The organism is Ruegeria sp. ABV4_181 (genome assembly GCF_056158465.1).
In genome coordinates this window covers 56,818-70,695 of sequence record NZ_JBSWTI010000004.1, presented here as the reverse complement: position 1 = coordinate 70,695, position 13,878 = coordinate 56,818, and the positions used below count along the sequence as shown (strand labels likewise).

The 13,878-nt window shown below is 56.9% G+C and carries 11 protein-coding genes; 3 read left to right on the top strand and 8 right to left on the bottom strand.

Annotated features, from left to right (window positions below; all coding sequences use genetic code 11):
• Nucleotides 1-15 precede the first annotated feature (15 nt).
• Both ACXAC3_RS18830 and ACXAC3_RS18825 read right to left on the bottom strand, forming a co-directional pair.
• Entirely contained in the window at nt 16-1,314 is a 1,299-nt protein-coding gene (locus ACXAC3_RS18830; protein WP_475163663.1) for an O-antigen ligase family protein, read from the bottom strand.
• 445 nt (nt 1,315-1,759) lie between these two features.
• Entirely contained in the window at nt 1,760-3,856 is a 2,097-nt protein-coding gene (locus ACXAC3_RS18825; RefSeq protein WP_475163659.1) for a right-handed parallel beta-helix repeat-containing protein, read from the bottom strand.
• Between the two features lie 441 nt (nt 3,857-4,297).
• On the opposite strand from ACXAC3_RS18825, the gene ACXAC3_RS18820 reads away from it, so the two are divergent.
• On the top strand, nt 4,298-5,572 hold the full coding sequence (locus tag ACXAC3_RS18820) for a right-handed parallel beta-helix repeat-containing protein (protein WP_475163656.1): 1,275 nt from the start codon (nt 4,298-4,300) through the stop codon (nt 5,570-5,572).
• 71 nt (nt 5,573-5,643) lie between these two features.
• Here the strand turns inward: ACXAC3_RS18820 and ACXAC3_RS18815 are convergent, their stop codons facing one another.
• The 5 genes from ACXAC3_RS18815 to rfbC all read right to left on the bottom strand — a co-directional run bounded on the left by ACXAC3_RS18815 (nt 5,644) and on the right by rfbC (nt 11,073).
• Nucleotides 5,644-7,647, bottom strand: a complete 2,004-nt coding sequence (locus ACXAC3_RS18815; RefSeq protein ID WP_475163654.1) for an acyltransferase family protein — start codon at nt 7,645-7,647, stop codon at nt 5,644-5,646.
• Nucleotides 7,648-7,758: 111 nt separating this feature from the next.
• A complete protein-coding gene (rfbA, locus tag ACXAC3_RS18810; RefSeq protein ID WP_475163651.1) occupies nt 7,759-8,631 on the bottom strand; it encodes a glucose-1-phosphate thymidylyltransferase RfbA in 873 nt (290 codons plus the stop codon).
• The gene (gene rfbD, locus ACXAC3_RS18805; RefSeq protein WP_475163648.1) at nt 8,628-9,479 is read right to left on the bottom strand and encodes a dTDP-4-dehydrorhamnose reductase; all 852 of its coding nucleotides are present in this window, start codon (nt 9,477-9,479) and stop codon (nt 8,628-8,630) included. Before rfbD ends, rfbA begins: the two co-directional genes overlap by 4 nt.
• Entirely contained in the window at nt 9,476-10,516 is a 1,041-nt protein-coding gene (gene rfbB, locus ACXAC3_RS18800; protein ID WP_475163646.1) for a dTDP-glucose 4,6-dehydratase, read from the bottom strand. Before rfbB ends, rfbD begins: the two co-directional genes overlap by 4 nt.
• A complete protein-coding gene (gene rfbC / locus ACXAC3_RS18795) occupies nt 10,513-11,073 on the bottom strand; it encodes a dTDP-4-dehydrorhamnose 3,5-epimerase (protein ID WP_475163644.1) in 561 nt (186 codons plus the stop codon). Before rfbC ends, rfbB begins: the two co-directional genes overlap by 4 nt.
• Before the next feature lie 449 nt (nt 11,074-11,522).
• Here rfbC and ACXAC3_RS18790 point away from each other — a divergent pair, with 449 nt between their 5' ends.
• Nucleotides 11,523-12,137: a class I SAM-dependent methyltransferase gene (locus ACXAC3_RS18790; protein WP_475163640.1), complete on the top strand. Its 615-nt coding sequence runs from the start codon at nt 11,523-11,525 to the stop codon at nt 12,135-12,137.
• 34 nt (nt 12,138-12,171) lie between these two features.
• Here ACXAC3_RS18790 and ACXAC3_RS18785 read toward each other — a convergent pair whose 3' ends face one another.
• Nucleotides 12,172-13,161 carry an arylsulfotransferase family protein gene (locus ACXAC3_RS18785; protein WP_475163696.1) on the bottom strand — a complete coding sequence of 330 codons (990 nt, stop codon included), beginning with the start codon at nt 13,159-13,161 and terminating at the stop codon, nt 12,172-12,174.
• Here ACXAC3_RS18785 and ACXAC3_RS18780 point away from each other — a divergent pair.
• Nucleotides 13,072-13,497: a hypothetical protein gene (locus ACXAC3_RS18780; protein WP_475163697.1), complete on the top strand. Its 426-nt coding sequence runs from the start codon at nt 13,072-13,074 to the stop codon at nt 13,495-13,497. The two genes, ACXAC3_RS18785 and ACXAC3_RS18780, sit on opposite strands and share 90 nt — an antisense overlap.
• Nucleotides 13,498-13,878 lie beyond the last annotated feature (381 nt).

Sequence of the window (13,878 nt, the reverse complement as noted above, 5' to 3'; positions counted from 1 at the left end):
TGCGCCTTACCGCTTTCAGCTATCCGGCTGCGCTTTCGTCGGCCCAAATCGAGTATATCTTATCTGCCGCGGGTTACGCGGTTTCTGACGCGGTTCCGGCTGATCGCTTTCGTCCTGCGCATCAACCATCCAAAGGCCCGCCCCCAGCATGAACATCAAAAGGCAATATGTTGACTCCCAAAGGTGGACTGTAACGGCCGCAACACAAATTCCGGTCAAGGCAAAAAGATACCCCAATCGGTAGCTTGCCAGTCGCCCGGACAACTGGGCCCGGCCTATCTTCAGGTAGATCAACAATACCGCGGTAAGAATTAGGGCGAGCGCCGGCAACCCATAGCGCATGGCCACGACCAACCAAAAGTTATCGATACTTCCTCCGAACATCCATCGTGGCCGCGTCCAGGTGTTCAGCCCGATCCCAAGTATCGGGCTTCTCATAACATCGTCAGTGGCATTGGTAAAAATGTGAATTCGATACCAAGCGGTGGACTTTCTGAGGGTTAGATAGGCCACAAAGATCTGAATCGGAGGCCTGGTCGCAACGATATCAACAAGCACATACATCCCTGCGAAGAGATAGAGCAGAAGGTTCCACTTCTTCTTGAGAGAGGCAAGAACGACCTTCCAGGTCATCAATGCGAATTGGACCGCGATGGAGAGCCACGCCCCCGACGAGAGAGACGTAAAGGTCGCAGCAAGCACTATTCCAATCCGGGGGGCTTTGTAGGTCAGCCCTTTGTCATATCCAAGAACATACCATGTCAGGGAAAACGCCACGCTGCAGAAAATGCCAAACAGGATAGGATGGGGCATCGATCCCTGCGCCCTGTAAAATCCCAGTCGGGGCGCATCGTGGATGACCTTTGGCACCCTGCCGATATTGGCGAAAAACTCAAGTATCAGAGACCTGTCGGCAACAAACTGATGGAGGCTGAATGGCAGCATTATCGCGATCACGACAAGCATCCAGACAGCAAAGACGCGAAAGGCATACGCGTCCCGTATCATCCAGCGTGCGATAAAATACGGGCCGAGCGTCTCGACAAAGGCAATTCCAATGTATTCCCATCTGGCAAAACCGTGGTGGAACAGGATCGCCAGGCCACCCCACAATGCAAAGCCAATAATAAGAAAATCCGGTGCATAGAACCGCCCCGAACCGTCAAGCCAGCGTATCATCGCCGGAACAAAAAAGATCAGTAATACCAGGCGGTAAATACTGATCTGCATTCCGGCGATTCCGAAATAGAACGGAAGAATGAAGCCGAAAATAAGCAGAGGTATGACAAACGGCCTGGATGTCGTCTGCACCACTCTTGTCATATCCGGCGATGCCACCACTGAAACTTACATGCCTCCTGTGCCTGAATTCATGGGGCCGGTTCCCCCGCGCGGCCAGAGCCCTTGCTGCCCCGGCAAAGAAAAATTGCCTTCAGAAATCAGACTAACTGCAAAGGTCTTCATCCAGTACCTTTCCGAATGCAAACAATTGTTACTATGCAATATCGTTGCTGCCTGCGCCACAAATTGGCGGATCGGTCACTGCGATTTGCTTCCTGATACCCGGGTGAGTGCAAAGCTTGCGCCTCCCCTGTCGCGTCACAGACTGAGCTCGATAATACCGTTGCTCAGCGCAGTTGGCGGTACGCAATCCGATTTGACCAGCACTATGGCCCGGCAAACGTAAACGGGGCGCCACTTTGTGCGCCCCGCAAAAACAATTCAGGTGGAAGATTCCAAATTGTTCAGAATTTGAACATCAAGCGATCAGCCCGTCATACAACGGGGACGTATCGACAAACTGAACCTCATCGTCGATCGCAAAGGCGCTGATTTCGCCATCAACGTCGCGACCCCATGGGGTTCCGAGTGTCCACCCGTATTCACGGCCGCCGACAAAGTCGAAATCAACTCCACTTTCATCGATGACAACTTCGTCATCCACGATCACCTGAAGCCGATCCGCATTCTGGTCCACCAGAAGCGAGATTTCATGCGTATCCGTATCGTTCAGACCCAGGTCAAACGCCTTGAAGCCTTTGTTGAACTTGGCGTCTTCGTTGGCCACATGCGCGATCAGCCCGTCGCCCGTAAGCGTGAGGCCGATATTTGTGTGGTTCCAAACAAGACGCTGGGCGCTGCCATCGGCCTCATCCCTGGTGAATTCGACCGTAAAGGCGATCTGCTCTGAAGATTCGAATTCCTTCAGCCGGCCAAGTTTCACGAAGTCATCCTGACCGTCCAACTGAATCGCCGGACCGGACGCTGAATTGGTAACGGTTGCATCCCCTTTCAGAGCGGCCTGGCCGCTGCCCGGCAGGTTGGCGATATCGAGAACGTAGTCATCAAAGACCATGCCGAAGCCTTGCCCTGCGTCCGGGGTTGTCGTCCCGGTGTCAGGAGTGGTTGTGCCAGTATCCGGGGTTGTTGTCCCGGTGTCCGGAGTGGTTGTGCCAGTATCCGGGGTCGTCGCCCCGGTGTCCGGAGTGGTTGTGCCAGTATCCGGAGTCGTCGTCCCGGTATCGCGGCTGTTCGTGTCGGTATCCGGGACTGTCGTTCCGGTATCCGGGGTCGTCGTTCCGGTGTCCGGGACTGTCGTTCCGGTATCCGGGGTCGTCGTTCCGGTGTCCGGAGTGGTTGTGCCGGTATTCGAACCAGTTGACCCGGTTGTGCCGGTACCAACCCATGAGTCGTATGACATCGGAAACTGCTGCACCAGATCCGAGCCCGCGCCCGTCGTGTCAATGACACTACCTGGCTGGACACCAAACTGATTGTAGCCGTCCTGCGCGCCGGTCGCATAGATCGTGAACACGTCGTTGTAGTAGTTCGGCGCATTCGGGTTCGTATTCTGGACATACACGTTGCTGGTGACATTCCAGCTGGGCTGACTGTTGTAGCCGATGACTTCGGACGTGACGTTCTGGTCAATCGTGACGTTCTGTGACGCGCCGCCGACCCGGATCGCCGGGATCGACACACCGCCTGTCAGCTGACCGGGCACTGCCAGAACCGTGTTGTTGCTGATTGTCACATCCTGCGCACTCCCCACGGAGATACCGTGCGTATGTGCATTGAAGATGACGTTATCTTCGATCAGGACGTTCTTATAGAACAAGGCGGGATCATTGGGGTTGGTGCCGGCATTTCCCATGAAAATCGCCTGAGCATAGTCACCGGCCCCCATGTCAATGATGTTTCCGCGTATGGTAACATCGCTGCTTGGGCTATGGGTCTTGGAGACCTGGATGAAGTCGGCGTGATCTCCGGATTGGAACGAACGTTCGAAATCGTGAAGATAGTTGCCTTCGACAAGAATGCCCTGATTGCCGTCAAGATACATTCCGTCGGCCCGGATCGAATGGATATTGTTACCCGAGACCGCCACGTCGCTGCTGGCGCTTACATGTACGCCCACACGCCAGTCAAAGAACTCGTTGTTTTCAACGACAACGTCTGAACTGCCCCGGACGTACAGCCCGTTACCCGTGCCATAGCCGTTATCTACCGCGGATACCCCTGATGCCACATCACCAGCGAAGATCGAATCCTTGATCGTGATGTTGGAACTGCTTCTGATCTGAAAGGGGCTATAGCTCTTTGCTTGCCCGCTGAAGGTATAGTCGAAAATCACGTCTTCGAACGTGACATTCGAAGCGCCGGTCACTCTCAGTTCCGAGATTTCAGCGGGTGTGTTCGGGTCCGCCGACTTGATCGTTACGTTTGATGCATACTGCGTTTTTATGTTCACGCGGCCATAGTCCCCCGCCGCAAGCAGTATCGTTTCCCCACCTGACGCCTGTGACAGAGCCTGATTCAGCTCGGCCGCAGAGGTTACCGTGATTGTCGTCGACATATTTCACCTTTTTGCATAGGCGCTGTGAGTGGCAGCGCACGAGAATCCCGCTCACCCAGGACGAAGGGAACAGTCGCAGAGCGGCGACAGGTTGGCCAAAATACGGCTATGTTTGGAAATTGTTGCCTGCAACGGGACAATAATGTCCCTATGCCTTCATTTCCGAGTGAACTCGATACTCGATACCGGGAATTGTTCCCCTTCCCTTGGCGGTCACGAAGGGTTTGGCAAATTGATTCCATCAAGGCAACAATGGCCACAAAAATGCCATTATTCAGGCATGCACCCGCGTATTTCGCACAGGCATCGGCGATGAATTGCCCGGTGCCGTAGCGTCACCCCCGCAGAACGGCCCCGGAACACCCCACCAGGCCGCATCATGGACAAGGCATTTGTTTGCCCATAGTGTTTTTCCACCATTTCCATGGAGAGCGGTCGCCCATGCGAAACACATACAATCCCATTGGCCTGCTGTTTTGGGCCTGTCTTTTTTTACTGGCTCCAGCAGCACCGCTCCTCGCCACCCCGACCTGCAGCAGCATGGAAATCGCTGCGAAGATACCAGACGCAGGCAGTGGCCAGGTCATCCGGAACGCCAAAGAACTATCTGCCGCGATCAAAAATGCCCGGGGTGGCGAAACATTCATTCTGGCCGGAGAGAATTTTGGCTCTTTGAAAATCAACAGGTCCTTCAAGACCCCCGTCACAATCCGGTCCGCAGATGCCCGATCGCCGGCCTGTTTGACTGAATTACGCCTGCGTGGCGCCGGCAACGTCACGCTTGATGGGCTGATTTTTGACTATACCTATACATCCGGCGACAAAAGCCACTTCAACCGCTTCGACATCCGAAACAGCCACAATATCACCATTTCCAATTCCGTGTTCGACGGGGACTACAACGCCGGCATCGGGCATGGTCGCGGTCTGTTTATCAGGGATAGTTCCAAGGTTACCATTTCCAACAGCATATTTCGAAAATGGATGAGGGCCATCGTCGGTGCGCACTGCACATATCTCACCATCCGGCGGAACCAGATCTACGACATTCGCGCCGACGGGATGGCTTTCAGCGGCATTGACGACGTGGTGATCGAACAGAACAGGCTGCATAATTTTCGCGCCAAACCCAACCGCCGCGACCATCGCGACATGATACAGCTCATGCGGACCACAAACACCGGCAGCAGCAATATCGTGATCCGGGACAATGTTTTCGACAAGGGGGCCGGCGATTACACCCAGACAATCTTCATGGGCCGGAGCGGCAAGAACACGAGCGATCCGCTGTTGCGCCACAAGAACATTCTGATTGAAAACAACGTCATCTATAACGCCCATCTTCATGGCATTTCGGTCCATGGGGTGGATGATCTGTCCATTCGGAAAAATTCCATCATCCGGGTTCCCCTGCCCAATAGCGGCAAGGTGACGATCCCACGCATCAACGTAACGGCATCGACCTCGGTCGTGATCGAGCAGAACGCCGTCAGCGAGATCAACGGATACCGGAACCAGAGTGACTGGGCCGTTCTGAATAACGCCATCATCCAGGACCAGCGGCCGTCGGCCCGCGGATTTTACGATCGCGAGTTCATCGTTTACGCAACCGGCGCGGCGAATGGCTTTCATGAATACGGGGTGCGCCCCGGCAGCGAGATCGATCGCCTCGACGCCGGTTCAACGCTCGTCAGGCACTATCCGACCCGCCGCTGAACGTGGCCTTATGCCGGGGGCCGGATACGGCCTGCATCGCCGGCAATCCGGCCGGGCGCAGGATGTGACACCTACTGAAGCTGCCGAGAATACTGATCCATCAGAATGGGTATCATCCAGTTTGCGCCAATCTCACTGAGATGATCATCGTCTTGATAAAGTGGCTGCCCGTCCAGCTGGATGCGGCAGGATACGTCACACAGCAGATCGGCCGGCTGCACAAATATGGCCCCTAAATCCCGGCTGACCGCAGACAGAATTGCATGCGCGCGGGCATTGCGGTGATCGAACTCTTCCCGTGTCGGCGGCGCGCGCAACTCGGTCCCGAAGGCGATGCTGCCGGCAATCGCCTGAGGAACATTGAAGCCTATTTCCGGTATGCCCCCGACAAGAAGAACGCGGATGCCCTGGTTCCTGAACCGGTCGAGAAGACGATGCAGCCCGCGCTCGACATGCTTCGGGTTGTCCGCGATCCCCGTCGAGCGCTCTCCCGAGGCCGCGAGTATGGCCGGTTTGCCTTTCTCACCCTGCGCCCGCGTTCCCTCGGTCGCCAGTGCCCATCGGGCCGCTACGATGACCACGCCGACATCGGACAGTTCCTCGATATATTCGGCCACCATCTCGTTGTAAGTGTCGCATCCATGGTCAGAGGCCATGTCGACACGCCAAACACCAAGCAGTGGCGGACAGCCGGGTTTTACGAAAGCCTTGCCCGCCATGTTGTTTGCCTTCAGCCAGGCATCAACGCCGGGAAGCAAGGCGCCGGCATGTGAATCCCCCCACACAACGACGTCATTGCCAGCGCTCTCGCCGGAGGCAATTCCAATTTTGCAGGGTTCTTTTTCACTTTGCCAACCCCTGCACGCATTCATCAGATGATGTGGCTTTTCGAATTTGCGCATTTCTTCTGCCAGGCCGGCAGGGATCCTGCCGGGCATGCCGTCCTTCACAAACAGAACAAGGGCCGCCGCCATCAGGAAAGCCATGCCCACCCCGGCACCCATAAAGATCTCAGGCCTTGAAAACCCGCCCTTGGCGGCGGGTTTCCGGAATGGCCGTTCGACGAAATGCAGGCTGAGCGTTGCAAGCAGAACAGACAGCAGGACACAGGCCAGTGCCGTTGCCATGGGCAAGTCTGCACTGCCATGTTGCAATCTGGCGGCGACGAGGATTGGCCAGTGCCAAAGGTACAGAGAGTAAGAGATCTTACCCACCCAAACCATCGGGGGTAAGGAAAGCGCCTTCCCGGCAAGCGACGTGCCATGCATCCCCGCCCAGATCAAAAACGCGGCCCCCAAACATGGCGGCACAGCGGTCAGCCCGGGGAATGGCGTTTCGTCGGAGAGTAAAATGATACTTCCAATGATCAGCACCAGCCCGACCCCTCCGAACACTTCGAACTCAAACCGCTGCCGAAGTGTTGGAAACGCGCCAATCGCCAGCAAAGCACCAATCCCAAGCTCCCATATCCGTGTGGGGGCAAGATAGAAATTTGCCACTGGCATCGCCTGTGTCGCCCATATCGAGGCGATCAGCGACACGAAAGAAATCAATGCGATAACCGTGATCCAGATGCGGCGCCGCAGTTTTGCCAATCCCCACAGCAAAAGCGGGAAAAACAGATAGAACTGCTCTTCCACCGCAAGGGACCATGTATGAAGAAGCGGCGCCAGTTCGACGCCTTTTCCGAAATAGTCGCCATCCGCCAGCCAAAACCAGACATTGGAGACAAACAGCAGCGTCGCGACCGTTGATTGTGCCAGGTCTTCGTATTGACCTGGCAACAGCAGAAACCATCCGACCACAAGACACGCCGCCAGCATCACGAAAAGCGCCGGAAGAATACGCCGGGCCCTGCGCTCATAAAATGAAATAAGCGAGAACCGGTTTTCGAGAATTTCCCGGGCCAGGATTTTGGTAATCAGAAATCCGGAAATCACAAAGAATACATCGACGCCGACAAACCCGCCCGGAACCCCGGCAATGCCAGCATGATGCAACACGACCGGCACAACGGCGACGGCACGAAGGCCGTCAATGTCTGATCTGTAGGAAAGGCCCGGTGCATTGCTCATGGGAAATCATTGTGAGTAGTTTTCTTCAAATCTCACCCCTCTTTAATCAAATCGCTCAGTGATTTTATGCAGGCATGCAAGGTGGATCGAACTTTCTACCGGCAATCTCCTCTACCTCAGCAAACCATCCAGATAGGCCCCGTATTCATTCTTGGCGAACATCTCTGCCCGTTGGCGCAGCTGCTCTTCGTTGATCCAGCCCAGTTGCCACGCGATCTCTTCCGGGCAACCCGTCTGCAGCCCCTGACGTTCTTCCAGCGTCCGCACGAAATTGCCCGCATCCAGCAAGCTGGCATGGGTGCCGGTATCCAGCCAGGCGTATCCGCGCCCCATGGTTTCGACCCTGAGCCGGCCCTCCTCCAGATACATCTGCAGCAGGTCGGTGATTTCCAGCTCGCCCCGCGATGACGGCCTGACCTGCCGGGCGCGCCCGGGGGCTGTGCCGTCCAGAAAATACAGACCCGTCACCGCGTAATTCGACGGGGGGACGGCAGGCTTTTCTATGATCTCCCTTGCGCGGCCGTCTGCGTCGAATGCAACCACCCCGTAACGTTTGGGATCGGCCACGTGATAGCCGAACACCGTCCCGCCATCGGCATGCTCATCCGCTGCGGCCAGCAGCTTTGGCAGGCCGTGACCAAAAAAGATATTGTCCCCCAGAACCAGCGCCGAGGGTGCCCCGGCCAGAAACTCTTCGGCCAGAATAAAGGCCTGCGCCAGCCCGTCGGGGCTGGGCTGCACCACATAGGTCAGGCTGACCCCCCACTGGCTGCCATCCCCCAGCGTGCGTTTGAACTGATCCTGGTCCTGCGGCGTGGTGATCACGCAGATATCGCGAATACCGGCCAGCATCAGCACCGACAGCGGATAGTAGATCATCGGCTTGTCATAGAGCGGCAGCAGCTGTTTCGAGACGGCCATCGTGATCGGATAGAGCCGGGTGCCCGACCCCCCTGCAAGTATGATGCCCTTTCGTGTACTCATGATGCGCTTTCCAACTCTTTCAGAATATCGCTCAAACCCTGCCGCCAATCCGGACGTGTAATGCCGAAAGTTGTTTCCAGTGAGGAGCAATCAAGGCGGGAATTCAACGGTCGCCGCGCAGGTGTGGGATAGTCGGTGGAAGGAATGTCTTTGACGTCACATTCAGTCTCTAATTCGGCAAAAATCATGCGCGCGAAACCGGCCCAGCTGATATCCGGTGCACCTGCAAAATGGTAGATACCTGCCTTGCCCGTATCCTCGACCATCTGCTGCGCCATGGACAGGCAGGCCGCCGCAATGTCCCGCGCCGGGGTCGGGCCACCGATCTGATCCGCCACGATCGACAACTGATCCCGTTCCTTCCCCAGCCGCCGCATCGTCTTGACGAAGTTGTTGCCATGGGCCGACACCACCCAGGACGTGCGCAGGATGGCACAGGTCCCTCCGGCCCGGGCGATCCCCTGCTCTCCGGCCAGTTTCGAACGCCCGTACGCCCCCAGCGGCCCGGTCGGATCCGCGGGCTTCCAGGGGGCGTCACCCGACCCGTCAAACACGTAATCCGTCGAAATAGAGACGAATGGGACCCCCAGGGCCGCACATTCCCGCGCCATCGCAGCGGGGGCATCCGCATTGATCACAGTTGCCAGCGCCTCTTCTTCCTCGGCGCGGTCCACGGCTGTGTAGGCGGCCGCATTGATCACCGCCTGCGGCGCTGCGGCACGGATGGCCGCAGCGCAGGTTGCAGGGTGTTCAAGGTTGATCTGAGAGCGGTCCAGGCATGTCACGCCCGTATGTGCGGCCAGCTCCCGCGCCACCTGCCCGGTTCGGCCAAAGACAAGGATGGTCATGCCTTCACACCCAGCCGCTTGCCGACACCATCGCGGCCTTGCAGGGCGCGCCACCAGCTTTCGTTGTCCAGATACCACTGAACGGTTCTTTCCAACCCCTCTTCGAGGCTGACGGAAGGGCGCCAGCCCAGTTCCCGCCGGATCCGCGCCGGATTGATGGCATAGCGCGCATCATGGCCCGGGCGGTCGGCGACAAAGGTGATCAGGTCGGCATAGGGCGTGGCCCCGGGGCGCAGGCGATCCAGAATGCCGCACAACATCTGCACCAGTTGCAGGTTTGAGCATTCGTTTTCACCGCCGATATTGTAGCTCCGCCCGATCTGGCCTTTCTGAACCACCAGCAACAGCGCTTCGGCGTGGTCTTCCACGTATAACCAGTCTCTGACATTGGACCCGTCGCCATAAATCGGCAGCGGCTTACCTGCCAGAGCATTCAGAATGATGACCGGGATCAGCTTTTCCGGAAAGTGATACGGGCCGTAATTGTTCGAACAATTCGTCAGCACCACCGGCAGATCGTAGGTTTCAAACCAGGCCCGCACCAGATGATCGCTGGCCGCCTTGCTGGCCGAATAGGGCGAGCGCGGATCATAAGGGGTTTCTTCGGTGAACTGCCCGGTTGGCCCCAGCGAGCCATAGACCTCGTCGGTCGAGATGTGGTGAAACCGGAACCCGTCCGGCCTCCCCTGCCCTTCCCAGTACCCTCTTGCCGCCTCAAGCAATGTGTAGGTCCCGGTAACATTGGTGTCGATAAAGGCGCCGGGCCCTTCGATCGACCGGTCCACATGGCTTTCCGCCGCCAGATGCATGATCGCATCCGGTGAATGGTCGGCCAGCGCCCGGTCCATGGCGGCCCGATCCCGGATATCAGCCTCTAAAAAGGTGTAATTCGGGTCACTCGCCACCTCGGCCACATTGTCGAGGCAGGCGGCGTAGGTCAGCGCATCCAGATTGACCACCTGGTGCCCGTCCCGGATTGCGCGGCGCACCACGGCCGAACCGATAAACCCCGCCCCACCCGTCACCAGAAGCTTCACAGCGTACCCTCCCAGACAAACGGGCTGTCGAAATTCGCCAGCGCAGGTGCGGCCGTGTCCTTATCGGACAGCACCGGATCACCGGTCAGCCCCCAATCGATACCGCAACTGTCCCAGCGCACGGCCCCATCGCAATCGGGCGCGTAGTAGTCGGTGCATTTGTAGCAGATTTCGGTATCGGGTTGCCGCGTGACAAAGCCGTGCAGAAACCCCTTGGGCACCAGAAGTTGTTTTGCGTTTTCTGCCGTCAGTTCGACACCCAGCCAGCGCCCGTAGGTTGGCGACCCCCTGCGGATATCGACAACGACATCGAACAGCGCCCCCCGCCCACAGCGCACCAGCTTGTCCTGCGCATGGGGCGGTGACTGGAAATGCAACCCGCGAAGAGTGCCGGGACTGGCCGAAACCGAATGATTGTCCTGTACGAAATCAAGGGTGATCCCATGCGCGCGCAGGGTCTTGCGGTTCCAGGTTTCGGAAAAGAACCCGCGCACATCGCCAAACCGCTCTGGCGTCAGGATCAGGACCCCCGGCAACGCGGTTTTTTCAATCTGCATGCACTCAAAACCCGTGTTAACACAACATGTTCATAACAACTGAATAAGGGGCTGTCATAGGTGAGACGCGAATAAGACGGATCGTTCAGTCATACCGGCGCATTCCACACATCAATCTCTGAATTTTCGCAACAATGCTATTTGGCAGGCTCTCTGTATTTGATCGTGGGGTGTTGTATATCCATAGCGCAGAAATCCGGAAATATCATCAATATTAAACAACACCTTGAGGGATAATTCGAAACGTCCCGGGGTCAATGCGCAAGGCCCGGCCGGGTGCCCGAATTGAGTTTGAGCGGCAGGATCGTTTTTTGTCCGGTTTCTTGTGACCGCAACTCCCGGGCAGCATTGTTTTCCAAAACGGCCCCGAATATGCTCAGCGCGTAAAATCAGGTAACCAGTTGCACAAAATGGAAAACGAAGAAGTCCGCCAAGACTATCATGCCTTAGTGCGCAAAGATGTACTTGGCCTGGTTCCGGAAGGTCAGAACACTGTTCTTGATGTCGGCGGCGGCATCGGCGCTTCGGCCGGCTATCTTAAGCAAACGGGCAAGGCGGCGCGATACGTTGTGGTTGATCTGGTTGCCGACGCCAAGCACCCAAGTGTCGATGCAGCGTATTCAGGCAACCTCGAAGACCCGTCACTTCTGGCCACGATTGCGGAAGAGCAAGGCACATTTGACGTCATATTGTGTCTCGATGTGCTTGAGCACCTGACAGACCCCTGGTCCGTGATCGAAACCTGCCATGCGCTGCTCAAGCCCGACGGTGTGATCGTCGCAAGTATTCCGAATGTCCGAAACCACAGGCTGCTGATACCGCTGATTTTCAAAGGGCGGTTTGACTATACAGAAAAGGGTATCCTGGACCGCACCCATCTGCGGTGGTTCGTGCGGGATACCGCGATCAGGCTGATGACGGGTTCCGGGCTGGAACTGGAGCTGGTGCAGGGGCGTTTCTATGGCCGGCGAAAGCAATTGCTGAACTGGTTGACCCTGGGCCTTCTGAGAAACTTCATCTACCTGCAATACTTCATCCGGGTTCGCCGCCCTGCCTCTGAGTAGGACCCCCAGCTGTCAGCCCGGGCGCTTGACCTGTTCAGGTATCCGGGCAACCGTTTTTCACGAAATCACCGAAGGATAGAGGATAACGCAAGGCATCCATCATCCAAAACACGGATTCGTCGTTATAGGCGTTAATCACCTCCCAAACGACTTTGCCGTCCGGGGTAACTTCGAATGCACGCCCCCTGTCGGTTTCCGCAAGCAATATATTCCCGTTCTCAAGCACCTGGTGCTTGCCACGGTACTGGGAATAAAAGGCTTCATCGCCCGCCCCGTCAAAGATCGTCGTGACGGCTCGTGAGGAAGGGTCGATCTTCAACACCCGGCTTCCCCCCAATTTGCCCCTGTATCCGTTCGCCGCGTCCGCTCTGCCGCCGGTTCGGTTGTCGAATACGGTGATTGTCCCGTCAGCTTGAAAATCGGGGTCGTGCTGCCCCTTCATCGGCCCGGTCATGTACCACTTTAACGCGTGGCTCTCTCCGTCAAGCACCCAGATCTGGTTGAAATGCCGATGGCTGAGAAGAAGATCACCCGCTTCGAAATCCGGGAACGCATCCGCAATCTCAACGCTCAGGACGTCGACATCGTTCAGATGCGCCACATCGCCACGAATTGGCCGGGTGCCGATCATTCCCTCGTACCGGCCATCCGTCAGGATTTTCACGAGATCCACCAGATCTGTCTGCTGGCCGGTTTCCAGATCAAACCGGGCGATCGCATCAAAGTTAAAGCCGTCTCCGTTTGGCAGTAACGTGTTTGGCGGATACCGATCCACGTATACAGGCGTCCAGAACCCCCCGGAGTCATCAAGGGTCAGGGCGTGATGCGCGCGGCTTTCGTTCTTCCAGACTATGTCCCCGCAAGCGGAAATACGGTAGGTCCCCCGCCCGTCCAGATTGGCAAGCATGTCTCCGTTGGGAAGAAGCACTGCACCATGTATGAGCGCATGAAATCTGTGCGCGGCATTTTCCTGTTCAAGCTCAAAGAAATCGACGGGCCATTCGTGCAGAATTGCCCCGTCCATTCCATACAGGCGCGCAGTCAGGCGGTTATCAAACACACTTACGACAAAGGTGACACCCGGCTGCATCGCGTTCGGATCGAACCTGGGCTCGTGATCCGCGGGAAAGGTCATCTCTCCCATATGCTGAACAGGGCGGATGCCAAGCATTGCGGCACCTTCTTTCCGGACGGTGTTCAGCGTCCGAAGCCCAAGTTCCAGCTGCGGCTGGGGCGGAATCCGAAAATGGCCAAAGGCAACGCCGACCAGGAATGCCAAGGCCATGCCGCACGTTACGGACAGGAGAAGTGGCAAATCGGCTTTCTTGGCCCACCTGGTGAACTTGGAAAATCTCATTAACTGTTACGTCCTGAAGCCACGCGACTGGCACGCAGCGTGGCCAATGATGGGGCCAATTGCAACTGGTCTCGCCGGTGCAACGGTCGCAAACCCAGGGCAAATCCTCGCCCGGAGGACAGCCGCCTCTGACGGTCGGATCCCGAAATTTACACCCCCATGAAGTCGATCATTCCTTGTCAGTGCCGATCACATCATAAAATGTTGCCTTACATTCGGACATTCAACCAACCGGAACCATTTTTCATGGCCCCTATGCCCCTGAAATTTCTGATCCAAAGCAGGCCTGCGGGGTCAGAGAGCCCTGCCCCGGTCGCTTCACCAATTAGAGATATTTGCCGAAATCGTTCGCAATTTGGCGACAATTCTTATGGAAATATTCCC